21 protein-coding genes are annotated in these 25,339 nt (G+C 35.4%); 14 read left to right on the top strand and 7 right to left on the bottom strand.

The window, feature by feature from the left end; all coding sequences use genetic code 11:
- The first annotated feature begins 140 nt into the window (after window positions 1-140).
- Window positions 141-446, top strand: a complete 306-nt coding sequence (locus BJG89_RS13185) for a hypothetical protein (RefSeq protein ID WP_096811022.1) — start codon at window positions 141-143, stop codon at window positions 444-446.
- Between the two features lie 143 nt (window positions 447-589).
- On the opposite strand, the gene BJG89_RS13180 is transcribed toward BJG89_RS13185, so the two are convergent.
- On the bottom strand, window positions 590-1,009 hold the full coding sequence (locus BJG89_RS13180) for a YxeA family protein (protein ID WP_096811021.1): 420 nt from the start codon (window positions 1,007-1,009) through the stop codon (window positions 590-592).
- Window positions 1,010-1,356: 347 nt separating this feature from the next.
- Here BJG89_RS13180 and cspD point away from each other — a divergent pair, with 347 nt between their 5' ends.
- The gene (cspD, locus tag BJG89_RS13175; protein ID WP_019469926.1) at window positions 1,357-1,557 is read left to right on the top strand and encodes a cold-shock protein CspD; all 201 of its coding nucleotides are present in this window, start codon (window positions 1,357-1,359) and stop codon (window positions 1,555-1,557) included.
- Window positions 1,558-1,711: 154 nt separating this feature from the next.
- Here cspD and BJG89_RS13170 read toward each other — a convergent pair whose 3' ends face one another.
- The 3 genes from BJG89_RS13170 to BJG89_RS13160 all read right to left on the bottom strand — a co-directional run bounded on the left by BJG89_RS13170 (window position 1,712) and on the right by BJG89_RS13160 (window position 6,927).
- Window positions 1,712-2,884: an MFS transporter gene (locus BJG89_RS13170; protein ID WP_096811020.1), complete on the bottom strand. Its 1,173-nt coding sequence runs from the start codon at window positions 2,882-2,884 to the stop codon at window positions 1,712-1,714.
- 379 nt (window positions 2,885-3,263) lie between these two features.
- Complete coding sequence (locus BJG89_RS13165; RefSeq protein WP_096811019.1) at window positions 3,264-4,697, bottom strand: MDR family MFS transporter; 1,434 nt, start codon at window positions 4,695-4,697, stop codon at window positions 3,264-3,266.
- Window positions 4,698-5,307: 610 nt separating this feature from the next.
- The gene (locus BJG89_RS13160) at window positions 5,308-6,927 is read right to left on the bottom strand and encodes a PucR family transcriptional regulator (RefSeq protein ID WP_096811018.1); all 1,620 of its coding nucleotides are present in this window, start codon (window positions 6,925-6,927) and stop codon (window positions 5,308-5,310) included.
- A 301-nt stretch (window positions 6,928-7,228) separates the two neighbouring features.
- On the opposite strand from BJG89_RS13160, the gene allW reads away from it, so the two are divergent.
- From allW to BJG89_RS13145, 3 genes are all read left to right on the top strand, one after another.
- On the top strand, window positions 7,229-8,719 hold the full coding sequence (gene allW, locus BJG89_RS13155; RefSeq protein WP_096811017.1) for an allantoin permease: 1,491 nt from the start codon (window positions 7,229-7,231) through the stop codon (window positions 8,717-8,719).
- Window positions 8,709-10,070 (top strand): allantoinase AllB, encoded by a 1,362-nt coding sequence (gene allB / locus BJG89_RS13150; RefSeq protein ID WP_096811016.1) that lies wholly within the window; start codon window positions 8,709-8,711, stop codon window positions 10,068-10,070. Before allW ends, allB begins: the two co-directional genes overlap by 11 nt.
- Window positions 10,071-10,337: 267 nt before the next feature.
- The gene (locus tag BJG89_RS13145) at window positions 10,338-11,684 is read left to right on the top strand and encodes an alanine/glycine:cation symporter family protein (RefSeq protein ID WP_096811015.1); all 1,347 of its coding nucleotides are present in this window, start codon (window positions 10,338-10,340) and stop codon (window positions 11,682-11,684) included.
- A 132-nt stretch (window positions 11,685-11,816) separates the two neighbouring features.
- Here the strand turns inward: BJG89_RS13145 and BJG89_RS13140 are convergent, their stop codons facing one another.
- From BJG89_RS13140 to BJG89_RS13130, 3 genes are all read right to left on the bottom strand, one after another.
- Window positions 11,817-12,404, bottom strand: coding sequence for a histidine phosphatase family protein (locus BJG89_RS13140; RefSeq protein WP_096811014.1), 588 nt, complete (start codon window positions 12,402-12,404; stop codon window positions 11,817-11,819).
- A 178-nt stretch (window positions 12,405-12,582) separates the two neighbouring features.
- Window positions 12,583-13,833, bottom strand: coding sequence for a M20 family metallo-hydrolase (locus tag BJG89_RS13135; protein ID WP_096811013.1), 1,251 nt, complete (start codon window positions 13,831-13,833; stop codon window positions 12,583-12,585).
- Between the two features lie 23 nt (window positions 13,834-13,856).
- Window positions 13,857-14,675 (bottom strand): alpha/beta hydrolase, encoded by an 819-nt coding sequence (locus tag BJG89_RS13130; protein WP_096811012.1) that lies wholly within the window; start codon window positions 14,673-14,675, stop codon window positions 13,857-13,859.
- Between the two features lie 173 nt (window positions 14,676-14,848).
- Between BJG89_RS13130 and allC the strand changes: the two genes are divergently transcribed.
- The 9 genes from allC (at window position 14,849) to BJG89_RS13085 (ending at window position 25,334) form a co-directional block, all read left to right on the top strand.
- Window positions 14,849-16,081 (top strand): allantoate deiminase, encoded by a 1,233-nt coding sequence (gene allC / locus BJG89_RS13125; RefSeq protein WP_096811011.1) that lies wholly within the window; start codon window positions 14,849-14,851, stop codon window positions 16,079-16,081.
- Between the two features lie 124 nt (window positions 16,082-16,205).
- Entirely contained in the window at window positions 16,206-16,994 is a 789-nt protein-coding gene (allE, locus tag BJG89_RS13120) for a (S)-ureidoglycine aminohydrolase (RefSeq protein WP_096811010.1), read from the top strand.
- A 15-nt stretch (window positions 16,995-17,009) separates the two neighbouring features.
- A complete protein-coding gene (allD, locus tag BJG89_RS13115; protein ID WP_096811009.1) occupies window positions 17,010-18,041 on the top strand; it encodes an ureidoglycolate dehydrogenase in 1,032 nt (343 codons plus the stop codon).
- Between the two features lie 155 nt (window positions 18,042-18,196).
- Window positions 18,197-19,246 carry an ureidoglycolate dehydrogenase gene (allD, locus tag BJG89_RS13110; RefSeq protein ID WP_096811008.1) on the top strand — a complete coding sequence of 350 codons (1,050 nt, stop codon included), beginning with the start codon at window positions 18,197-18,199 and terminating at the stop codon, window positions 19,244-19,246.
- Between the two features lie 15 nt (window positions 19,247-19,261).
- Window positions 19,262-21,022 carry an acyl-CoA synthetase FdrA gene (locus tag BJG89_RS13105; protein ID WP_096811007.1) on the top strand — a complete coding sequence of 587 codons (1,761 nt, stop codon included), beginning with the start codon at window positions 19,262-19,264 and terminating at the stop codon, window positions 21,020-21,022.
- Window position 21,023: 1 nt separating this feature from the next.
- Window positions 21,024-22,289, top strand: coding sequence for a YlbE family protein (locus BJG89_RS13100; protein ID WP_096811006.1), 1,266 nt, complete (start codon window positions 21,024-21,026; stop codon window positions 22,287-22,289).
- Entirely contained in the window at window positions 22,286-23,056 is a 771-nt protein-coding gene (locus tag BJG89_RS13095) for an oxamate carbamoyltransferase subunit AllH family protein (RefSeq protein WP_096811005.1), read from the top strand. The genes BJG89_RS13100 and BJG89_RS13095 overlap by 4 nt, the downstream gene beginning before the upstream one ends.
- 13 nt (window positions 23,057-23,069) lie before the next feature.
- The gene (gene arcC, locus BJG89_RS13090) at window positions 23,070-24,017 is read left to right on the top strand and encodes a carbamate kinase (protein ID WP_096811004.1); all 948 of its coding nucleotides are present in this window, start codon (window positions 23,070-23,072) and stop codon (window positions 24,015-24,017) included.
- Between the two features lie 108 nt (window positions 24,018-24,125).
- Window positions 24,126-25,334, top strand: coding sequence for a CynX/NimT family MFS transporter (locus BJG89_RS13085; RefSeq protein ID WP_096811003.1), 1,209 nt, complete (start codon window positions 24,126-24,128; stop codon window positions 25,332-25,334).
- Window positions 25,335-25,339 lie beyond the last annotated feature (5 nt).

Genomic DNA, 25,339 nt, shown 5'->3' with positions numbered 1-25,339 from the left:
AATTTGGGGTAAAATTGTAATATGTAACTTTTATATTTGGTGAGATAGGTTTGTATTTTACTGGAGCCATCTAAAATATAAATGTATAGAATGACCAATAAAGATTAAAAGTGATGTAACAATTGACGGGGGGTATAACAATGGTTAATGCTTATAATAAAGAGATCAAAATAGACAGAACAGATGAAATTCGCTCAGACGAAATTTCTAAAATGATAGAAGAAGGCGGACTTGGCGCTGATCAGTATTATGTTATCGATAAGCATCAAGCAGGTCACAAAAAATTGGTGGAGAATATCGATCAATTTCGTGAAGAATTAACGCAAATGGGCAATGATGAATTAGTAGACGTGTTGATTATTAACACACAGGAAAATACAAGTTCAAAGTATAGCCAAGCATTGATGATTATTAAACATGAAATTGTTAAGAGAATGAACACATAAAAGATGGAAACATAAAAATAACCCCACACTATTAATATTAGCGTGGGGGTTATTTTATGCATAAAATATTGATGTTAATCTGATTGAGTGGAAAGAAAACAATAAGTTGTTTTTAAATTTAGAATACAGCAAGGTTTGTGACATCACTGCTGGAGTTTATTAAGTGCCTTTTTAGGCACGTCGTGTTTAGGGATTTCTTCATAACTTTGTACGTGGCCAAGTTTAGCTTCTAACTTCAAGTAATGATTGGTTTTTAATGGTCTGTCATCAAAAGAATTGAAATCCATTGATTGTTTATTGCCTTTTGTATTATATCCATTCTGTTTATAATTATATGTGGTTATTCTTTCTCCATCGTCCATTTTTCTATGCGTAACTTTAGATGGTTTTTGCGTTTTTACATAATAATCCTCGTTTTGAATCAGTGGATTTAATTTTGCGAAATCTACTACACTGGCATTATCTGAATTTTTCTCTGCGTAAACTTTCCAAACAAAAAGTCCAACAAAGATAATTACAATTATAATAATAATAATAATCAGTGTTTTTAAAGGTTTATTCATATCTATTACCTCCTAAAAAGTGGTTAATTATAATGTAAAATTTATTTTCTTATTTTTCTATAATTTGAAGTAACAAAATAAGCGTTTCATATAACAATTTTGTCATTCCTCTTTTGGTTATGAAAGTAAATATATCATTATCAACTTATTGTTTTAATAAAAAAACAAGCGCAAAACTTACCTATTTACAAATAAGGGTATACAAAAGCTAGAGTATTCGTTATAATAGGAATTAAGTAATTTAGTTCGTGAAATTGATTTGTAGTTTTATTCTTTTGAATTTACTCCTTTTGATTTTTTAGACAGATTACAAATATTCGTGCAAAAGCACATGGAGGATTTTTATTATGAATAACGGTACAGTTAAATGGTTTAACTCAGAAAAAGGTTTTGGTTTTATCGAAGTTGAAGGTGGAAACGACGTATTCGTACACTTCTCAGCAATCAACCAAGACGGCTACAAATCATTAGAAGAAGGACAAGCTGTTGAATTCGAAATCGTTGAAGGCGACCGCGGACCTCAAGCAGCTAACGTTATCAAATTATAATAGCGCATAAAAAAGACGGGCATCGCTCGTCTTTTTTTATTTGTCTTAAATTAACTTTTAGGCACATTATCATGATTTGAAATATAAAGAAAAAGATGACTATATTACGGAACACTTCGTAATAAGTCACCTTTATGGGTGCGAAGATATGAAATCAGCTTGTGAGTTGTGATTTCTGGTTCGCATCTATTTTTTTGTTTCTAATAATAATGAATATAACATTGATTATACTGGCTAAAATACCAATTATTAATACATAATTTGATCCTAATCCTGTAATAAATAAACCACCTATAAAAGTACCTACAGTAGTACCAAAGTTGACAGCAGATAAATAGATACCGTTAGACAAATCAGGCGCATCAGGTGCGGACGAAGTAACTACGTATTGGGTAACGTTAGCAGAGATACCGGCCAGTGTTCCCCAAGCAATCGAAATAATCATCATTGGTATTAAGAACGAACCTAAACCAAACATAATAATATAAATGACGATAAGTGCAAAAGGTAATGCTAGTATTGCTTTTTTAGGTATACTTGAAAGTAATTTACCAGCAATGATATTACCGATTATATTGGATGCACCATAAAGGAATAATATAATTGAAACAAAATCACCTGGTGCTTGCGTTACGATATTTAAAAAGTCTGTAAAGTAACTATAAACGCCAAATACAGCAGCGTTAAAAAGCGTGGATACTAGTATGGAAATCCATGTTAATGGACGTTTTAAAACACGTAATTGTGTACCATAAGTGATTGATGCTTTAGCAGGCATTTTTGGAATATAAATAAGTGTTAAAACAAGTACAGCAATATTAACAATAGCAAAGAATAATAGCGCAATTTGTAAATTGAATTGTGTTGCTAAAAAGTTAACAATCGGCACCCCTACAACCATACCTGCTGAAACGCCGATGAATACACGGGCTACTGCTTTTGGTGCGTTTTCCGGTTTAACAGAATCAGAAGCTACTGAAAAAGCGAGTGAGATATAAACGGGATGGAAAATCGCTGGTATAATTCTTACGATTAATAAAACAGCAAAGCTCGTTGTAAACACAGAAACTAAGTTACTGATAACGAATATAACTAATACAATAATCATGACTTTTTTGCGTTCTACTTTAGATAATAGCAATGGCATGATCGGGCCGGATATGGCAATACCTATTGCAAATATTGAAACTAACCAACCTGCAGTAGAGATAGTAACATCAAACTGTCTAGCAATTTCGGGTATTAAACCGATAAAACCCATCTCAGTATTTAATATACCAAAAACACCTATTGTTAGGATGAATATAATGAATTTGTTATTTTTCAAATCGATACGCTCCTAATTTAATAATTAATTATAGTGTAAAATTGATTTTTAGTTATAACAAATACTTATTGTTTATTTCTAGTTATTCACTATACGAATAACTATTTTTATAAATATTGGAAAGAGAAATTAATATATCAAGTAGTTTGAATATGTAGTTGTCGCTCTATATTTGGGGTTTAAGTCACGCTTAGAAAGATTTTTAGAAAGTTTTGAATTATAAATGTAATCAAGCAAATTGAAAAAGGACTAAACACTGTTAAATCAATGCTTAGTCCTTTTCGTCGGTTCTATTTTTACAAGAATACAATTCTTGAAATTTTCTTTTTCTATGGATTGCGTCCTTCGTTTTTATTATTTTGTTATAAATCCTTTAATATTATATTTCACGTGTATTTTCTGCTTTATTTTTCGTTTTTATAAGTAACGTTAAAATAAAGCCGATGATTAATAATATCGTAGTGAATGCAAATGCTGCATCAACACCTAGTACAGTCGTTTGTTGAGCAATATCGGTTTTTGTCTGACCTGGGCTAGGTGAATAATTAGTACGTACAATCGCCATAATGGTAATCATAATGGCAGTACCTATCGCGCCTGCAATAATTCTTAAAGAGTTCATAATAGCAGTGCCGTGCGAAATATTCTTACTTTCTAGTGCATTAATGCCAATTGTATTAAGTGGCATAATAATGAGTGCTACAGCAAACATACGCACCGCATAAATGACAATAATGTACCAATAAGGTGTTTCTGAAGTTAAGAAACAATGGAGTATCGTCATAATAATTAACAGTATAAAACCAGGGATGGCTAATACTTTTAGTCCATATTTATCATATATTTTACCTGTGTAAACCGACATAAAGGCGTTGACTACTGCGCCAGGTAAAATAACGAGTCCTGAGAGTATTGCAGAGAGTCCGAGTCCAGATTGTACATAGATTGGAATTAATAACGCTGGACCAACAATACCAATAAATAACACCATTGAAGCAAATGATGATAGTGAAAATGTACGGTTTGCAAATACGCGCATATTTAATAGTGGATTATCAATTCTAATTTGTCTTGTGACGAAAACTGCAACAATTAGGATACCTACGATAAGTGAGATAATCACGATTGGTGATGAAAATCCTAAATTTCCTGCACTACTAAAGCCGTAAAGCATTAAACCGAAACCGAGTGTTGAATACACAACAGAAGTTTTATCCAACTGTGTATGTTTTGTTTCGTTGTTACTTTCCACAAAAATTGCACCTACAATGAATGCAATGATAGCAATGAGCGCTACTACTATAAATGGTGCTCTCCAACTAAATGTATCGATTAGGAAACCAGTTAAAGTCGGACCGATTGCGGGTGCTGATTGAGCGACGATACCAGTTAGTCCCATTGCAAATCCACGTTTTTCAGCTGGAAATAGCGTGAATACAGTGAACTGCATGAGTGGTAATAGTATACCTGCACCAATAGCTTGGATTACACGTGCAAACATAAGTAATGCAAATGTAGGCGACAGTGCTGCTATGATAGAACCGACTAGGAATGCACTCATAGAAAAGATATAGAGTGGTCTCGTGTGGAAACGATCCATTAGAAAGGCTGTTAATGGAATCATAATACCATTAACTAACATAAATCCTGTTATTAACCATTGAGCAGTGGTATCAGTTATCTTTAATCCCGTGATAATGGCTGGCAATGCCGTGTTAAGTAATGTTTGGTTTAACATTGCTACAAAGGCACTGCTGAGCATAACTAATATAATGGTATTTCTCTTTTTGTTAGATATAACATTCTCCGACATTATAAATACATCTCCTTTTTATAACATCCCATCGATAAATTTTAATCACTTTAAGTTAGCAAAGCAAACCATTCGGTTTAAAAAACTAATGTTTTTTAAAAAATATTTTTACGAAAATAATATGCAAATAAAATAGGTCGGAATCTGTTATCTTTTTTATATTATGAATAATAAAATAGTTACGTTGGAAGAGATAGAAAAATTTACTTAAACAAGATGCGTCAATATATAAATAATGAAGTAGATAAGTTACAAATGAAGCTTTTACGGCGTGTTTGTTTAGGGGATCGTGCCAAGCCATCACTCCATATCTTGTTTTCAAATAGGTTAAAAAGCCGCTTTTTAATTTATTGAGAGAATTGCACTTATGTGTGAGTTTAGTTTTCCAATTATTTAACTTGGACGTTTTTTATATAAAAAAAGAGACCCGTTTGGGTCTCTGATCGCTTTATAAGCGCTAAAGCGGCTGTGTCATTTTATCTAAGCGTAACTTTACTTAATTGATACAACATACGCTTTTTGAACCTGTGTGGCTTCTGTTATGCTCTGCTTGCGTTACAATATATTGAAACCGTGTCAGTTTCTAGTTCGTCTTCATTATGTTGAAACGTTAATCAAAGTGAATCATTTCTGATACATATAACGCGATACGTATATTTAATGAATGGACAGGATCTTCAATATTAGTACCAATCATATTACTACATTTATTAATTCTATATTTTACAGTATTTCTGTGAATAAATATTTTATCTGCTGTTTTCGTAATATCACACTGATTATCCATATAAACTTTTAGCGTTTGTTTTAATTCCACATCTTTCTTTGTTTTTGGATAACTCAACGGTCCAAGCGTATGTTTAACGAATGGTAATAACTTTTCTTGTGGAATCAATTGTAGTAGCTCTTGAATATCTTTGGAATGATATTGTGAGATAAATGCTTTTGTGCCGCTAGGTAATTCATTTTCAAAGGCTTCGTTAGCTTCGAAAAATGAAGAAGGCAACTGTGAAAATTCTGTCACTTCATTTCCGATACCAAATGAAATGCTATCGTCAAAATATTCACTGTAACTTTTTTGGATTTTTTTAAGGTATTCATAGTAATATTCATGGCGATTTTGTAATAATACCGCAAACCGATCATTACTAGGTAATTTATAAACACTAATATAAGAATCGATATCCGTTAATTTATGCTTTAACCAAAGGAAGGTGAGGTGATGACGTTCATTCAAATAGTAGCTATTTTCTAAATTATTTTTTTCATCTATACCACAAATGATAATTTGATAATAATCAGAAGGATAAATATAGTACTGTCTTAATAATTCAGAATGCTTTTTAATAGAAAGCGTTTGATCATTTTGATTATTGACTAATGATTCGAAAAATCGATTGATATCATTTTCTTCCGCTTCTTGAATCTTTGTATTTTTGTACAAAGCAAAACTCAACACACTGACAACTTGTTCGATGGTTAATAAACTAAATGGATAAGATAATTTATTAACTTGAGAAACCATTAAATAATATGGGAAATAAGTGTAACCTAATACTTTAAAAATGACATGATCTCTATTTTCGAAGACTAAATTGTTCTTGTCATATGTGAGTGCATCTTGGTAGTGGTTCATGAAATATTTGATATGTTCAGTCATTAAAGCATTGCCTTGTCTATAATGACGGCTATACGCTTCAGGCGCTTTGAAAGGATCAAATAAAATAATCGGTACGCCAAGTAATTTACTCATGCGATCGATCATTGTATCGATACTAAAGCCCTTGATTAATAATTGATTTAATTCTTGTTGTACCTGTAAAGCATAATTCAGTTTACCTGTTTCAGAATCTGATATAAATGAAGAAATTTCATGCGTGATTTCACCTAGATTCCAACTTTCAGGAATTTCAATTAATGGAAACTCGATTGAATCAGCGAAATCTATGACATCTTGATTGATTTCATGTAAAAATCTTGAAACTTTAATACCTAATCCAGCCGTGTGGATATCATTTAAGTCTTTAATTAATTTTTTTAAGTTATCCTGATTATCTTGAAATAATACGCCTGTCGTTAGAATAAAAGAATTACTCGATGTGAAATGTTTGATATCATTATTTTCAGTGATGTCTAAATTGGTTACTTCTGCTGATAAATCTCCGTTGTTATTGATTAATTTTAAACCTTTAAATTGGGGAACGGATAAAATTTCATTTAGGGTAGTCATCATAATGTCCTCCGTTTCGAATTAACACTAACATAACGCATGCTAATGTGTATAAATATATATAATGATTCAATCTATCTATAGCAAAGAATTTTGTCGATTTGTGATAATGATTGTCCAAAATGTTCAAAAAATATAATTTATAAAATTAATTATACACATATTTTGTTCGATTCCTATAATTTTATCAAATAGAAATGTCATTACTAACAAAGAAAAACGCTTACATTCATACTACACTTATAACTGAAGATTATACATCTAGTTATTAGCTTATTAAAGCAAAGGAGATATAAAGAGAATGGGAAGACAGGCGAATGATGCGGCATTAACAGAATCGGTTTTCAAAGAACGCGGTTATAATGAAGACATAATGCCAAAGACATCAGCACAAAGAAATAACTCCGCATTTAACTTTTTTACACTATGGATGGGGGCTGTTCATAATATACCTAACTACACTGCTGTTGGGGGATTCTTATTACTAGGATTGTCACCATTACAAGTCATATTTGCATTAATATTGAGTTCATTTGTTATTGCTTTATTACTGGTTGGGAACGGCTATGCGGGTTCAAAATACGGCATCCCTTTTGCTATGCAATTACGTCATACATACGGTGATGTAGGCGCTAAGTTACCTGGTATCTTACGTGGTGTTGTAGCGGGTATCGCTTGGTTTGGTTTGCAAACGTTTGCTGGATCACAAGCACTATTAATTCTATTAAATAAAATATTCCCAGGCTTTGCTGATATTGGACAAGGTATATCAATCCTTGGTATCTCTGTTCCAGGGCTTATCGCATTTCTAATATTTTGGGCTATTAGTTTCGCAATTGGCTTTGGCGGTGGGGATATTTTAAATAAATTCACTGCTATTTTAAATCCACTCATTTACATTGTATTTGGTGGTATGGCTATCTGGGGTGTTATGGCTGCAGGTGGCGTTGGCAATATTTTAGATTATGAAATTTCTACAAAATCAAGTGGTATTATTTACCCAGCAATTTTATCATTTATTTTAATTTTCAACTCATTATTAGGTGTATGGGCAGGCCCTGGTTCAAGCGTGTCTGACTTTACCCAAAACGCAAAATCTACTAAGACACAAGTTGTTGGGCAAATCTCAGGTATCGTAGTTGCACATATTTTATTTGCAATTGCGAGTGTGTTCATCATTATTGGTGGCTCAATTTATCTAGGTCATCAAGAATGGAATATATTAACGATTATTAATGAATGGGATAACTTCTGGGCCATTCTGATATCAACTGGCGTATTATTGATGACTACTATTTCAACTAATGCGACAAGTAATATCATCCCGGCAGCATATCAACTCAGCGCACTTTTACCAAAATGGATCAACTATCGCCGTGGTGTAGTTATCGCCTCAGTCTTGAGTGTTGTAATTATGCCATGGAAGATGATGGAAGAAGAAGACAGTATTTTCTTATTCCTAAATGCGATTGGTGCTATACTAGGTCCAGTAGCAGGTGTTATGATTGTACATTTCTATATTGTGTCTAAATGTCACATTGATATAGATAAGTTGTATTTTGATTTAAAAGATAAAAACCACGACATACCACGTATTAATGTTTCTGCGTACATCGGAACGGTTGTTGGTGTAGTTGTTTCATTACTAGGCTTCTTACCAGCATTTACTGTGATATCAGACTTTTCATGGTTTATAGGCTTTATCATAGCCGGTGGTGTTTACTTAATTTTACATTATGTATTCCACGCAGATAAGAGAAAAAAAGGAGGAGTAGATTATAATGAAATATGATTTAATTATTAAAAATGGCTTGGTTATTTTAGAATATGGGGAGCAACAAGTTGAAGTCGGCGTTAAAGACGGTAAAATTGCTGCTATTGGACAAGAATTAGGAGAAGCTGAACAAGTCATCGACGCACAAAATCAAATCGTTTCACCTGGCATGGTAGACGCACATGTGCATATTACTGAACCAGGCGGTGGATACCGTGATGGATGGGAAGGTTATGTGACAGGAACAAACGCAGCTGCTAAAGGTGGCGTAACTTCATTTGTTGAAATGCCATTAAACCAAGTTCCAGCTACAACAGACAAAGCATCTATCCAAGCTAAATTTGATGCAGGTAAAGATGAATTATCAGTTGATGTTGCAAGCTATGGTGGTCTCGTGCCGTATAACTTAAACGGCGGTATTCAAGAACTAGATGAAGCTGGTGTAGTTGCTTATAAAGCATTCTTAGCTACTTGTGGTGATCGTTCTATTGAAGGCGACTTTGAAAATGTTGACGATTATTCATTATACGAAGGTATGAAACAAATTGCTAAGACTGGAAAAATCTTATCAATCCATTCTGAAAATGCTACAATCACTGATCGCTTAGGTGAAATTGCCAAAGCAAATGGTGAAACTACATTAAGTGCTTATGTAGATAGTCGCCCAGTATTTACAGAAGTTGAACCTATTCGTAAAATTATCTTATTCGCTAAAGAAACAGGTTGTCGTGTGCATATCGTACATGTTGCTTGTGAAGAAGGCGTAGACGAAATTATTAAAGCACAACAAGAAGGTGTAGACATCACTTGTGAGACATGTACACATTATTTATATTTCTACAAAGAAGAATTAGATGAAATTGGTCCAGTTGTTAAATGTTCTCCACCAATCCGTGAACAATCACGTTTAGAAGGTATGTGGAACCGTGTATTAAATGGTGATATTAGCTTTGTAACTTCTGACCATTCACCATGTACACCAGATTTAAAAGATACTGACAATGCATTTGAAGCATGGGGCGGTATTGCTGGATTACAAAATAACGTAGACATCTTATTTGACGAAGGTGTCCAAAAACGTCAAATGTCATTACAAAAATTTGCTGATATTATCGCAACAGCACCTGCAAAACGTTTTGGTTTAGATACAAAAGGAAGCATTGCAGTAGGTAAAGATGCTGACTTCGTATTCATTAAACCTAATGCATCATATACGTTACAAGCTGAAGACTTAGCTTACCGTAACAAAATGAGCCCATATATCGGCCGTGAAATTGGTGCTCAAGTTACACAAACTATTTTAAGAGGTCAAGCAATTTATAGCAAAGAAGCGGGTATTTCAGATAAACGTATTGGACGTTTTATCTAAGTATCATTTGACTTACCATAAATTTTAAAATAATAAATTTGAATCCCTTTCAAAGTTTTTCGCTTTGAAAGGGATTTTTCTATTTTCATAAAGTGTGAAGTTAGTTTGATTACTTAGCTCTAGGGAATAACATGACATATTATAGTTTTATAATAGAACATTTGAACACTTGATAATAAGTAGTGTGTACTTAAATTTATCGAAACAACACAAGTATATAAAATAACTAAAAGCATAAGATAATTAGAATTAAAGGGGTTGTAATCATTGGAAAAATTAGTGTCATTTTCGGATTGGCTTTGGGGGTATCCACTCGTTTTATTGCTTTTATTTGCGAGTGTGTTTTTAACCATTAATTTAAAATTTCTTCAATTTCGACATTTTTTTTATATGTTAAAGCAAACATTTGGTAGCGTTAATCAAAAACCTAAAGGGGAGGGGACCATCACGCCTCGCCAAGCATTAACTTCGGCCTTATCTTCTACTGTAGGTGCAGCCAATATTGTAGGGGTGCCTACTGCAATTATGATGGGAGGCCCTGGCGCAGTTTTTTGGATGATGGTTATTGCTTTTTTAGGTATGGCTTTAAAATTTAGCGAGAATGTCTTAGGAGTACATTATCGTGAAAAAAATAAAAAGGGTGAGTTTGTAGGTGGGCCAACCTATTATATGAAAAAGGGATTTAAAAATAAGAAGCTAGGTGCGATATTTTCTCTAGTATTTGCATTTGCATTAATGATTGAAATTGTTCCAAGTATCATGGTTCAAGGCCATTCTGCAGCGAGTACAATGCATGACACTTTCAATATACATATGGGTGTTTCAGGCGTTGTATTAGCAATACTTGCAGCCTTAGTAGTATTTGGCGGTGTGAAACGTATCGCTTCTTTTGCTGAAAAAATTGTGCCAATTATGGTCGGACTTTATTGTTTTTTTGGATTTTTAATCATTTTGATGAACATTGGTCACGTGCCTAATGTTATTTTATTAGTCGTAGAACAGGCATTTAACCCAACGGCTGCTGTAGGAGGAACATTTGGTGCGGCGTTAGCGACTACAATTCGCTGGGGATTCGCCCGAGGTATTTATTCTAATGAAGCAGGGCTTGGCACATCATCGATTGCCCATGCGGCCGCTAAAACAGACCATCCGGTTCGACAAGCATTTTGGGGGATTAGTGAAATAGTCGTGGACACTTTACTCATTTGTAGTACAACTGCATTTGTGGTTTTGGTTTCAGGGGTTTGGAAAGCGAACGATGCCAAAGCGCAGTCTGCAGCACTAACCGCAAGAGCGTTTGAAAATTCATTTGGTGAATTTGGTAGCATGATGGTGTCTATTTCAATGATGTTCTTCGTATTCTCAACTGTTATTGTTGTCATTTTTTATGGATCAAGAATGGCGGAATTCTTATTTGGGCTCACAGCTGGGTGGATTATGAAGGGGATATACGTGCTCTCTATGATTGTAGGAGCATTAGGCGCAGCACAACAATTGTGGGACTTGCTTGACTTGGCGCTTGCTGTTGTACTGATCCCAAACGTCATAGCCGTACTTATGTTATCGCCAAAAGTAAAGTCATTAACTACAGATTTCTTTAAAAATTATAAGTAAATTTTAAGATTTAATCTAAAAAGTACCAAATCTCGCATACAGCGTTACTACCAAGTGAAACGTCGTGCTTCACTTTTAAGGTAGGTTAAACATGTATGTAAGGTATGGTAATTTTATGGATAAACACCTGTGTTAGCTATTTGGGTGTTGCGTCGGTAAATGGTCAACGATATTATAATCTAGAATATTGGTTTGATTATTATTTATTTCTAACGTACTGAAACTACCGTTTATGAGTTTAGTTATCCCTGGGCTTATTTTTCCATTTGAAAAGTAATGAAAAATTGCTTTGATAAAAGCGCCGTGAGAAATGATTAAAATATTTTGATTAGCGTGGTCTTCATGCACAGTACGCATACCGTTTAAAAAACGGTCCGTAATCATTGACTCAGTTTCTTTGTTTGGATAATTGCGATCAGGAAATTGTAAGGCGCGTTCGTGTTGCGTAAGACCTTCTGCGTCACCAAAGGCAACTTCTATAAAAGAAGCCATTTCATAAAGTGGAATATCTAATTTTTGCTGGATAATTTGACCGGTTTCTTTGGCTCTTAGTAAGGGACTTGTAATAATAAGATCCCATTCATTTGGGGTTAAGCACTCGCCACATGCTTGTGCTTGTAATATACCCGATTCATTTAGTGGGATGTCAGTACGACCTTGTAATTTGCCAGCAATATTCCAATCTGTTTCGCCGTGTCTGATAAAACATATTTTTGTCATTATAATTCAACCTTTATTATGTGTTTTAGAGTGATGTGTGCCCTATACAGCTTGGCACTTTTTTCAATCATAATATATCTATATTCAAATAATTTAAAATACGAGCTACCTCAGGTGATCGGTGTTAGAGGTCACTCGTATCGTTTGCTATTGACTTCAATTGTAAAATTAAACGTCTTTATGCTTCTAATGTGGTATCGATTTTAGCTAATTCAATTGTCGTTTCAATCAGGACATTAATACCTTTTTCAATTTCTTTATCTGTTACAGATTCTTTTGGAGAATGACTGATGCCATTTTTACAAGGAATAAATATCATACTTGTTGGACAAATTGGTGCGAAATTCATTGCATCATGGCCAGCACCACTGTACATATAACGATAATGATATCCCAATGTGTTACAACTTTGTTCAGAAATCTTTGCAATGGTTTGATTAAAACGACGTGGTTGGTCTTGTCCTAAATCTTCTAAGTCATAGCTTGTTTGTCGGTGATTTGTAATCGTATCGATATGCTGTTGCATTTCTTTGACGACGGTTTCGCGAACACCTTCGTCTTTACCACGTATGTCGATAAGCAGTGTAACCTCACCAGGGATAGCATTCATTGTATTTGGATAAACGCTTGCATATCCTACCGTTGTCACGATTCCTTTATCATGATATGCCCGACCTAAAGCTTCGATTTTTAAAATGATTTCGGAGGCGGTAGTTAGAGCATCGGTCCGCATTGGCATAGGCGTTGAACCTGAGTGACTTGTAACGCCTTGAATTTTTAATTTGAAGCGATGTGGTGCAGCAATATCCGTTACAATCCCAATATCTTTTTGATTATTTTCAAGAATAGGACCTTGTTCAATATGCAACTCTAAAAATGCTTTAATTTTATTTCTTTCAAATAGAGCCGCTTTGCCGTGCATATCTTGTGCTAAAGGGGCCACAATGTCATAGAGTACATGACCATCATTATCTTTAATCGATTTCATATCTTCTTTGGTCATCTTACCAGTAAGATATTTGCTACCTAATGTCGCTTCGTTGAAACGTGTAGATTCCTCACAAGCAAAAGCGATAATAATAATAGGATGGTCTGTTTCGATATGATGTTCATTTAAATGTTCGACCACTTCAAGAGCACCTAACACACCGAGTAGCCCGTCGTATTGTCCACCATCTTTTACGGTATCAATATGTGATCCTAAAACAACTGGCTTTAGAGAAGGGTTTTTACCTTCTCGGCGTGCAATAACATTTCCAAAGAAATCAAAATAAACATCGAGACCCGCTTTTTGACACAGCATTGAAAATCTTAACGCAGCAACACGTTCAGGATGACTGAAAGCAATTCGGTTAATACCGCCGTTGTTTGGATTTCGCGCAAAATTATTAAATGTTTGGAAGTTCTCTATTACATTTTGTAAGTTCATCGTTTGTCCCCTTCGCTAATCTATTAAATTTGATTTAAAAATTGTACAGCTTGTTTGTATAATGTTTTACTCATTGAACTAACTTCACGATCAAAATCATGATTATCTTGGTTTAAAGTTTCAAAATGACTATTTGCAACTAATTTATGCACATGTTCACTTTCACTATAAGGCACATCAGGGTCTCCTGTACAGTGTACAATAAAGGTAGGAGGGAAATTTTTCAATACTTGTGGCGGGATATTGTAAGCACTATGTGTAGAGGACTCAATTCCCAGATAAGCAAGCCATTTCGCTTGACCACGAACATATAAATAAATAGGATACCTTGTTTGTAATAGGCCTGACGTTAGTGGGTGTGCTTGTATAAGTTGATTCAATATTGCAGGCGTGATTTGAGTAGATAAATCTTGGTATTGTTTATTTGGTCTTAAAAATGAGGGTACATGTATACGAGCGTAACCATAAAAATCAATAATCCCATCTATTTTACGATGACGTGCGACCATCATTGCTAAATAAGCGCCAGCAGAGCGACCAAAGGTAAATAAAGGTAACGAAGGATAAAGCGATTTGAAATGATCATAATTGCTGAGTGCATCTTCAATAATCGTATTGATATTACTTTCTGGAGCAAGTCGATAAGATACTAACGCGACATGATAGGATTCAGTCAAAATTTCAATATAATCTTGTGGTAAGTCGTTTGGTTGACCAAATATGAGCCCGCCGCCATGGAAATATATAATCACACCTTTGGGGTTTTTACTTTTCGTTTTTATTATGGTATATGGTAATTGAAAGCCATCGCTTGATTGACAAGTTGCTTCTACTTGAGTCAAATGGGTTAACCTCCTGTTAGATATATTTTGCTAAATATAGTATCTCAAATAAAAAATAAGGCGTATTTGTATAAATCGAATAAAAGTAAAGCATATTATTGTTAGAATTGTGAATGATAAGTGTAATGTAAACGCTTATAATTGTATATGAAATGAAAAAGGAGTTGAATTACATGGACATCCGATCTTCTTTTGAGGCTCTAGACAAAAAATTTACTGCGTTTGGCGGTTTGACTGGTGGCGGGATTACACGCTTACTTTATTCTAAAGAATGGTCAAATGCGGTTCACGCATTAAAAGAAACATTAGAAAAAGATGGATTTGAAACACAGTTCGATAGTGTCGGTAACTTAAAAGGACGTATTGAAGGTAGCAAATATCCTGAAGAAACAATTATGTCTGGTTCACATATTGACACAGTAGTTGAAGGTGGCCATTTAGATGGTCAATTCGGTGTACTAGCAGCAGTTGTTGCTATGCAGTCATTGAAAGCAGAATATGGACAACCATTACGTTCATTAGAAATACTAGCGTTAGCTGAAGAGGAAGGCAGCCGTTTCCCATACGCTTTCTGGGGAAGTAAAAACTTCTTCAACTTAGCTGATAAAGCTGACGTAGACGCAATTGCTGATGGCGAAGGTGTCGCTTTCAAAGATGCGATGCGTGAATCTGGTTTTGATTATCGTACAGAAGATAATGATTATAACTATATTAAATCATTTATCGAAGTCCATATCGAACAAGGTAAAGTCTTAGAAAATGAAAAAAAATCAATTGGTGTCGTTAATGGTATCGTTGGTCAAAAACGTTATACAGTTAACTTAAAAGGTGAAGCAAACCATGCTGGTACTACACCGATGGGCTTGAGACAAGATGCAGTGGTGGCATTTAGTAAAATTGCTAACCAATTAACAGATCGTGCAAGAGAAATAGGTGACCCATTAGTTATTACATTTGGTCGCGTAGATCCAGTACCTAATACGGTTAACGTAGTGCCAGGAGAGGTCACTTTTTCAATCGATTGTCGTCACATTAACCAAGATGAACTCAATCAGTTTGCTGAAGAAATTGATACATGTATCAAACATGTTTCTGAAGAAGAAGGCGTTCAATATGACATCGACTTATGGATGGATGAAGCACCAACGCTTATGGATGAAAGATTAGTTAATGAAATACAAAAAGCTGCTGAAACAGTAGTTGGTGAATCAGAGTGGAAATTAATGTCTTCTGGTGCTGGGCACGATTCTCAAATTTTCGCTAAATATATACCAACTTCAATGTTGTTTGTACCATCAATTAATGGTGTGAGTCACAACGTTGAAGAAGAAACGAATGTTGAAGATTTAGTTAAAGGTATTGAAGTGTTAAAACAAGTATTATATCAACTTGCTTATCAAGCATAATATTTGGGAATAAGCAACTAGAACAACATCATTGAGCTATATAAATAAACATGGTTCAACAAACTTTTTATAGATAAAAGCACAAAAATTTTTAATACAGATAAAGAAAAGGAGCATTTTATTTATGGGTTATATCAATCATAATCAAGGTTATAGAGAAGGTTTATTAGAAACACGTTCAGTAATTAAAAAGGACAATTATGCAGTTATTACACCAGACGGTTTAGTAAATAACGTAGTACCTGGTTTTGAAGATTGCGACGTAACTATTTTAGGTTCACCAAGATTGGGTGCGCGCTTCGTAGATTACCTAGTAACATTAAAAAATCAAGGTGGTAACAGACAAGGATTTGGTGGTGAAGGCGTTCAAACATTTATTTATGTTGAATATGGAAATATCAATGCATATGCAGACGATAAAAAATATGAACTAAGTGCAGGTGGTTATTTATACGTACCATCTCATCAAGTTATGACATTTGAAAACAGCAACCAAAACAACGACAGCCGTGTATTCTTATACAAAAAACGTTATCAACCATTAGAAGGTTATACACCAGAAGTTGTAACAGGTAACGTCAATGATATGGTTCAAGAACCATATGAAGGTATGGAAGAAGTGAAGATTCTTGATTTACTACCAAAAGAATTAGCATATGACATGAATATTCATATCTTATCATTTAAACCAGGTGCTTCACACGGCTACATCGAAACACACGTTCAAGAACATGGTGCTTACGTATTAAGTGGACGTGGCATGTACAACTTAGATAACGAATGGCAACCAGTTGATAAAGGTGATTACATCTTTATGGGCGCTTATGCACCACAAGCAACTTATGCTATTGGTTTAGACGAACCATTCGCTTACATCTATTCCAAAGATGCAAATAGAGATATAGAAATTTAAGGAAGGTTGTTAGTCATGGAAGAGGAAGCATTAGTATACGTCGAACGTGGTAAACTGCGCCAATTATTCAAAGAGAAACTAACACGTGCAGGTTTGCCTGACGCGCAAGCTGAAAAAACAGCGGACTTGATGATTTTTGCGGATGAAAGAGGCATTCATTCACATGGTTCCGTCCGAATGCAATATTATGCAGAACGTATTGCGAAAAAAGGTTATAACTTGGACCCAGATTTAAAATTCACTAAAACTGGTCCATCAGCAGGCACATATTTCGGCGATAATGCTGTAGGTCACTATGTTGCTTATGAAGCTATGGAAGAAGCCATTGGATTAGCAAAATCCAGCGGGATAGGTATGGTAGGTATCCAAGAAATGGGGCACAGTGGCGCAATCGGCTATTTTGCAGAACAAGCTGCAAAACAAGGTATGGTTGCATTAACTGTATGTCAGTCTGATCCAATGGTTGTGCCCTTTGGTGGTACAGAACCATATTTCGGTACGAATCCAATTGCTTTCGCCTCACCAAGAAAAAATGGCGAACCCATATTGTTTGATATGGCAACAACAGTGCAAGCATGGGGTAAAATATTAGATGCACGATCTAAACATAAATCAATACCGAATACCTGGGCAGTAGACAAACAAGGCGAGCCTACAACAGATCCATTCGAAGTAGCTGCGTTGTTACCTGTAGCTGGACCAAAAGGTTATGGTTTGATGATGATGGTAGATATCCTAGCAGGCACTTTACTAGGGTTGCCATTTGGTAAGCATGTCACTTCAATGTATGAAGATTTAAGCCAATATCGTAGATTAGGACAATTTCATATCGTGATTAACCCAGCATATTTTGGTGACGAAACACAGTTTTTAACACAAGTTTCTGACATGGTAGATGAATTGCATGACATTGAACCTGCTAAAGGTTTTGATCAAGTATATTATCCAGGTGAGATTCAAGAAGAAGTTAAAAAACGTTATGCAGAGAGTGGCATTCCAGTTGCCCAAGACATTTATGATTATTTAATATCTGATGAGATATATTAGATAGGAATAAAAGAAGTGAACGAGATAATTTAATGTAATAAATGGTAACTTACGACATTTAGCATGGTGCGTCTTTAGTAACTTCTTTTTTTACTGCTTGAAAACACTTTGTTTATTAAAAAAATACACAATTTTTGTAATAAGGAGGTTGAAATATGCGCGTTTCTAAAAATGATTTATTCGATTTAATGAAAAATAAATTGGTTAAAGCGGGCTTAAATGAAGATGCTGCAAAAGATGTTGCAGATGTTTTAACTTTTGCAGATCACAGAGGTATTCACTCTCATGGTGCTGTTAGGGTGGAATATTATGCAGAACGTATCGCAAAAGGTGGTATTACTGCTAACCCGAACTACCAATTTGAACAAACTGGTCCTTCTACTGGTGTATTTGAAGGAGATAACGGTCCTGGACACCAAGCAGCAAAAGAGGCCATGGAGAAAGCGATAGAAATGGCTAAAGAAAACGGTGTAGCAGTTGTAGGTGTTAAACATATTTCACATAGTGGTGCGTTAGGTTATTTCGTTGAAATGGCATCTAATGCAAATATGGTTGGTTTAAGTATGTGTCAATCGGATCCAATGGTTGTACCATTTGGTGGCACAGAACCTTATTTTGGTACGAACCCAATTGCATTTAGTGCACCATCTAACGATGATCGTATCATTACTTTTGATATGGCTACAACAGTTCAAGCGTGGGGCAAAGTGCTTGATGCTAGAGCCAAACACCAATCTATCCCAGATACATGGGCAGTTGATGCTAATGGTGAGCCAACAACAAACGCAAGAGACGTTCATGCGCTTGTACCGGTTGCTGGACCAAAAGGTTATGGTTTAATGATGATGGTGGATATCTTATCAGGTAGTTTACTTGGCGTACCACACGGTGTGCACGTTTCATCAATGTATAAAGATCTAACTAAAGGCCGTGACTTAGGACAGTTACACATCGTAATCAATCCTGCATTCTTTACAGATTTAGATCAATTTAAATCACGTATTTCAACAATGTTAGATGAGCTTAAAGCACAACCAGCAGCAGAAGGTTATGGAGAAATATTCTATCCTGGTGAGCGTGGTCGCTTACGTAGTGAGAAATATGATGAAACAGGCATTGAAATTGTGGATGAAATTTACGATTACTTAGTGTCAGAAGATGTGCACTTTGATCGTTACCACGGAAAAAACAGATTTGCAGAATAATAACGGAGGAATAGTATGTTATATACAATAATTAAAGAAAACACGTACCAAGATTCGATTGTACTAATGTTATTATCGAATAAATTATCTGCTATTGATGGCGTGAACCAAGTATCAATTATGATGGGAACGCCTGCGAATAAAGACATTTTTAGATCTTCAGGATTTGATACTGAAGCATTAGATAATGCTAAACCAAATGATATCGTTGTCATTGTAGATACAGATGATGAATCAAAAGTAGACGAAGTAAATGAACAAGTAGATGCTGAGCTAAAAGGCAAAGGCGACGACGAAGATAAATCTCAAAAACAAGATGAAGCTTCAAACTGGAACCGCGCTTTAGAATTAGCAAATAATCCAAACTTAGCATTAATTTCAATCCCAGGACAATACGCTGCAATGGAAGCTGAAACTGCTTTAAAAAACAATTTAAACGTATTTATGTTTAGTGATAATGTCGCTAAAGAAGACGAAGTACGCTTAAAACAAATGGCGCATGATAAAGGGGTATTAGTTATGGGACCTGACTGTGGTACAGGTATTATCCACAGTTTACCACTTGCATTCACTAACATCGTTAATGAAGGAGATATCGGCGTTATCGGTGCTTCTGGTACAGGTATTCAAGAAGTAACAACCATCGTTGACCGTGAAGGTAAAGGTGTTACAAATGCAATTGGTACAGGTGGCCGGGACTTATCAACAGAAGTCGGCGCTATTACAATGCTAGATAGTATTAAAGCGTTAAATGCTGACCCTAAAGTTAAAGTCATTACTGTTATTTCTAAGCCGCCAGCTAAAGAAGTTGAAGAAAAAGTATTAAATATGTTACGTAACATTGAAAAACCAGTGGTTACATTATTCTTAGGTGCTAAACCAGCATTTACTGAAGAAAATATTTATCACGCTTATACACTAGAAGAAGCAGCACGTGTATCTGTTCAATTATCTAATGATGAAACACCTCAATTTAATCCATCATTTAAAGCAGACCTTGATATTAGGTTTGCTGATAACCAAGATGGTATTAAAGGTTACTACTCAGGTGGCACGTTAGCATCAGAAGCTGCTATGTTAGTCAAAGATACACTAGGAGATGATTCAGGCGCAGAAACACCAGAAGGATTCTCTTATAAAGGTGGAAATCATGAAATCATTGACTTAGGTGATGATATTTATACGCAAGGTAGACCACACCCAATGATTGATCCTTCAAAACGTATTGAAATGTTAGAAACTTCATCAGATGACCCATCCACTGCTGTCATTATGTTAGATAACGTGATTGGTTACGGTAGTCATGATGATATGGCAAACGAACTTGCGCCTACAATCAAAGCGATTTTAGATAAAGTAAACGCTGAGGGCCGTTCATTGGCGGTACTTACTACAGTTGTAGGTACACAACATGATCATCAAGGTTATGATAGTCAAGTTAACACGTTAAAAGAAGCTGGCGCAATTGTTTGTGAAACAAACGACCAAATGGTTCGTACTGCACTTAATTTAGTAGGCAGCAGTGTTGAACAACCAATGTTAGAAACAAAATCATTTGAATCAGAACCAGTTGATTTAACTGTGGATGAAAAAATAATGAATTTAATCAACATGAAACCAAGCGTTATTAATATTGGACTGAAGAGCTTTACTGAAGCAATCCAAGCAAGCGATGCACCAGTCGTTCAATTTAATTGGCGCCCAATTGCTGGTGGGGATGAAAAATTAATGAAAGTACTTCAATTCTTAAACAATTATGAAGGAGAGACGGTATAAAATGGGTTACAAAACAATAGATGAAGCTAACCAAGCAGTCATTGACAAGATGATTGCAGCAGCGCCATTTTTAGTAGATGTAGTGCCTGCTAAATCTAAAATTCCTGAACTCAAAGAAAATGTATTATTACATGCTGGTCCACCAATTAAATATGAAAATATGACGGACCCAATGCAAGGTTCTTGTGTAGGTGCCATCCTTTTCGAAGGATGGGCTGACAATGAACAAGGTGCACGTAAGTTATTAGAAGAAGGACAGATTACTTTTATCCCATGCCACCATGTAAATACAGTTGGCCCAATGGGTGGTATTACTTCTGCTAATATGCCTGTACTTGTTGTTGAAAATAGAGAAACAGGTAATGAAGCGTATTGCCAAATGAACGAAGGTATTGGAGCGGTATTACGTTTTGGTGCTTACAATGAAACTGTAATCAATCGTCTTCACTGGATGAAAGATGTTTTAGGCCCAGTTTTAAGTAAAGCATTACACAAAATGGATGACGGTTTAAACGTAAACGTATTAATTGCTAAAGCTATTGCAATGGGTGATGAATTCCACCAACGTAATATTGCAGCTTCATTAGCATTCTTAAAAGAAGTGACGCCAATTATCTCGTCATTAGAAGATGTAGCAGCAGAAAAACGTACAGAAGTACTCCAATTCTTAGCAGATACAGACCAATTCTTCTTAAACGTAGCAATGGCTACAGGTAAAGCGATGATGGATGCAGCGCGTACAATCGAACATGGTACGGTTGTTACTGCTATGTGTCGTAACGGGGAAAACTTTGGTATTCGTATCGCTGGTATGGGTGACGAATGGTTCACTGCGCCAGTAAACACGCCTCACGGATTATTCTTTACAGGTTATTCTGCCGAAGATGCAAACACTGATATTGGTGACTCTGCAATTACTGAAACAATCGGTGTTGGTGGTATGGCAATGATCGCTGCGCCAGCAGTAACTCGCTTTGTTGGTACTGGTGGCTTTGACGACGCTTTAGACATCAGTAACGAAATGACTGAAATTTGCATCGGTGAAAACCCTAACTTTGCAATCCCTACATGGAATTTTAGAGGGGCATGTTTAGGCATTGATGCCCGTAAAGTTGTGGAAACAGGTATCACACCGGTTATTAATACAGGTATCGCTCATAAAATTGCTGGATATGGACAAATTGGTGCAGGTACAGTTCACCCACCAATTGAATGTTTTGAAAAAGCAATTACTGCATACGCAGAGAAATTAGGCTTTAAAGCGTGATTTTTCGCGCAACTGCTATAGGCGATATTGCCAAGGAAATATTAGAAAATCGAAAGACATTTTATGTGCACAGTATTTTTAAAAAAGGCTTCAATATTGTAAATGATGCGCAAGAGCTTATATTTATAGGTACTGATGAAAACGGTATGTTTCCATTCGGTATATTAGTGGACCAACAAACGAAACATAGTTTGCTTAATGAAATTAAATTAAACCAACAACTCACAATAGGTCCTAACACGATTCATATAAGTAAAACATGCCAACTCGTTTGGCATGTTGCATCATTGCCATTTAAAGACCTCGTTGATAGTGTAAACACTGATAACCTTAAAGCAAATTTATCGACATATGATTTTACGATGTATGATGATGGTGACTTTGACCGCCAAACAATGAGCCGAATCATGTACGCATTAGAATATGAAGATGTTGAAACTATAGAACAATATTACCGCTATCTAATTGGTAGAGGAGAGGGATTAACGCCTTCTGGTGATGACATCCTAACTGGTATGTTGTTTATTCATTTTACCAATCCGTATATTAGAAAACCAAATTTAGAAAAATTAAAACAACTACTTAACGAATCATTAACGACGCTAGTAGGAGAAACTTTTTTAAAATGTGCACAAAAAGGATTATTCAGTTCAAAAATATCAAAGTTACAACATGAACCGTCACTGGAAAACATTGATCGACTGCTAAAAGTAGGCTCGTCATCAGGAAGAGACACAGTTTATGGCATGTTCGTAGCATTAACTTGAAGGAGTGAAACGTATGAGTAAGCGTGTTGTACTTGCTCTAGGTGGTAACGCAATTTTACAACCTAAACAAGAAGCGTCATACGAAAATCAATATAACAATGTGTATGCTGCTACACGTAAAATGGCAGAATTGAAAAAAATTGGACATAATGTTGTCATTACACATGGTAATGGGCCACAAGTTGGCAATATTATCGCTCAAAATGAAGCGGCAAAAGACATTGTCGACCCGCTTCCAATCAACGCTTGTAATGCTGAATCACAAGGTTTTATTGGTTATATGATGGAAGAAGCATTAAAAAACCATTTACATGCATTAGACATTCAAAGTGATGTTGTAACATTATTGACAATGGTAGAAGTAGATAAAGACGATAAAGCATTTGAAAATCCAACTAAACCTATCGGCGTATTCTTTGACGAAGTTGAAGCAAAACGTTTAGAAGAAGTGCATGGTTTTGTAATGGTAGAAGATGCTGGTAGAGGATACCGTCGTGTTGTTCCATCGCCAGAACCACTTGTAATCCACGGTGTAAACCAAATTAAAGCACTCATTGACCAAGCTATCGTTATTTCATCTGGTGGCGGTGGTATACCAGTTTACCGTGATGAAGAAGGAAGCATTCAAGGCGTTGAAGCGGTTATCGATAAAGACCGTTCTGGTTTGAAACTTGCGCAACAAGTTGATGCAGATACATTCATGATGTTAACTGATGTATCAAATGTTTGTGTGAACTTTGGTAAACCAAATGAAGAAAAATTAGAAACAATTTCAGTAGATGAAGCGAAAGCTTATGTCGCTGAAGGGCAATTCCCTGCAGGAAGTATGCTACCTAAGATTGAAGCTGCAATTCAATTTGCTGAAATGGGCAAAGAAGCGATTATTTGTTCATTAGATGATGCAATTGAAGCGTTGGAAGGTAAAGCAGGTACACGTATTTTATTAAATGCAAATCAATAATTGATTAGCTAATTATAAAACTGATACATGCGAATCGTTCAAATGATCTTCATTTGATCGGTTCGTTGTATTATTATATTAAAAGATTTTGAAGAAAGGTGGTATAAGATGACTGAACCCTATCGTATACATAGAATTAAAGAAAATTGGGGCGTAATTTTAGCAATCGTATTTATCGCTTCTACATTACGTGCGCCACTCACATCAGTAGGGCCTGTAGTTGATGAGATTAAGCATGTAATGGAAATTAATAACAGTGTTGCTGGCATCTTAACTACTATACCGCTAATTATTTTTGCTGTTGTTTCTCCATTAGTATCGCGAGTAACAGCACGCTTAACCATGTCTCGTACAATCCTTTATTCTACGATATTATTAATCATTGGATTATATTTACGTGTAGCGGGTGATTTCACGTTATTCATTATTGGTACATTGGTTTTAGGTATTGCTATTGCATTTGGTAATGTGGTATTACCAAGTTATGTAAAATGGTACTTCCCAATGCAAATTGGAGTCGCTACAGGTATTTACAGTGGGACAATGAATTTTACGGCTGGGTTAGGCGGTGGATTAAGTTTCCCACTATCTCAGTCACCACTTGGCTTTAGATTATCATTATCGTTTTGGATTATTCTTGCGATTATTGCAATTATCTTATGGATACCAAAAGCACGAAGTGGTGCTAAATTAGAAAAACAAACCATTGACGAAACACAATGGAAACAGCACAAAAAGATAAATATCGTTAAATCTAAATTAGCTTGGATGGTTGCTTTAACGATGGGGTTCCAATCTATGGTATTTTATACTGTTGTTGCATGGGTGCCATCTATACTTGTCGATAGAGGACTCGATCCATCGACAGCTGGGTATTTATTAATGCTCAACCAATTCTCACAAGTACCTATGACATTCACGTTTCCAATCATAGCATCTAAATTGAAAGACCAACGTATTTTAGTTGTGATTATTACTATTTTATTCTTGGTTGGTTTTGGCTTGTTCTTTACGCAATCATTAGTATTACTTATTATTGGTATTATTATTGCAGGTTTAGCTATGGGCGCATGCTTCAGTTTATGTATGACGTTCTTTTCTATACGTGCGCGAACAAGTGATGGAAGTATCTCTTTATCAGGATTTGGTCAATCAGTGGGTTATTTAATTGCTGCAGTAGGGCCATTCTTAATTGGATATTTACATGATTTTACAGGAAGTTGGGTGTCAGGCATTATTGCGCTGCTGTTAATGGCAGTACTATTCTTTATCTTTGGTTACCCAGCAGCTAAAAATAGAGTTGTAGAAGATGAATAATCAAA

Source organism: Staphylococcus nepalensis (assembly GCF_002442935.1).
Taxonomy (GTDB): Bacteria; Bacillota; Bacilli; order Staphylococcales; family Staphylococcaceae; genus Staphylococcus; species Staphylococcus nepalensis.
The sequence above is the reverse complement of the archived record's forward strand: the minus strand, read 5'-3'. Positions and strand labels throughout refer to the sequence as shown.

Coding starts and splice junctions, on each gene's coding strand:
- allW (WP_096811017.1), top strand. CDS start 7,229: ATGGGAAGACAGGCGAATGATGCGGCATTAACAGAATCGGTTTTCAAA.
- arcC (WP_096811004.1), top strand. CDS start 23,070: ATGAGTAAGCGTGTTGTACTTGCTCTAGGTGGTAACGCAATTTTACAA.
- BJG89_RS13180 (WP_096811021.1), bottom strand. CDS start 1,009: ATGAATAAACCTTTAAAAACACTGATTATTATTATTATTATAATTGTA.
- BJG89_RS13165 (WP_096811019.1), bottom strand. CDS start 4,697: ATGTCGGAGAATGTTATATCTAACAAAAAGAGAAATACCATTATATTA.
- BJG89_RS13160 (WP_096811018.1), bottom strand. CDS start 6,927: ATGACTACCCTAAATGAAATTTTATCCGTTCCCCAATTTAAAGGTTTA.
- BJG89_RS13105 (WP_096811007.1), top strand. CDS start 19,262: ATGTTATATACAATAATTAAAGAAAACACGTACCAAGATTCGATTGTA.
- cspD (WP_019469926.1), top strand. CDS start 1,357: ATGAATAACGGTACAGTTAAATGGTTTAACTCAGAAAAAGGTTTTGGT.
- allB (WP_096811016.1), top strand. CDS start 8,709: ATGAAATATGATTTAATTATTAAAAATGGCTTGGTTATTTTAGAATAT.
- allE (WP_096811010.1), top strand. CDS start 16,206: ATGGGTTATATCAATCATAATCAAGGTTATAGAGAAGGTTTATTAGAA.
- allC (WP_096811011.1), top strand. CDS start 14,849: ATGGACATCCGATCTTCTTTTGAGGCTCTAGACAAAAAATTTACTGCG.
- BJG89_RS13140 (WP_096811014.1), bottom strand. CDS start 12,404: ATGACAAAAATATGTTTTATCAGACACGGCGAAACAGATTGGAATATT.
- allD (WP_096811008.1), top strand. CDS start 18,197: ATGCGCGTTTCTAAAAATGATTTATTCGATTTAATGAAAAATAAATTG.
- BJG89_RS13085 (WP_096811003.1), top strand. CDS start 24,126: ATGACTGAACCCTATCGTATACATAGAATTAAAGAAAATTGGGGCGTA.
- BJG89_RS13185 (WP_096811022.1), top strand. CDS start 141: ATGGTTAATGCTTATAATAAAGAGATCAAAATAGACAGAACAGATGAA.
- BJG89_RS13135 (WP_096811013.1), bottom strand. CDS start 13,833: ATGAACTTACAAAATGTAATAGAGAACTTCCAAACATTTAATAATTTT.
- allD (WP_096811009.1), top strand. CDS start 17,010: ATGGAAGAGGAAGCATTAGTATACGTCGAACGTGGTAAACTGCGCCAA.
- BJG89_RS13100 (WP_096811006.1), top strand. CDS start 21,024: ATGGGTTACAAAACAATAGATGAAGCTAACCAAGCAGTCATTGACAAG.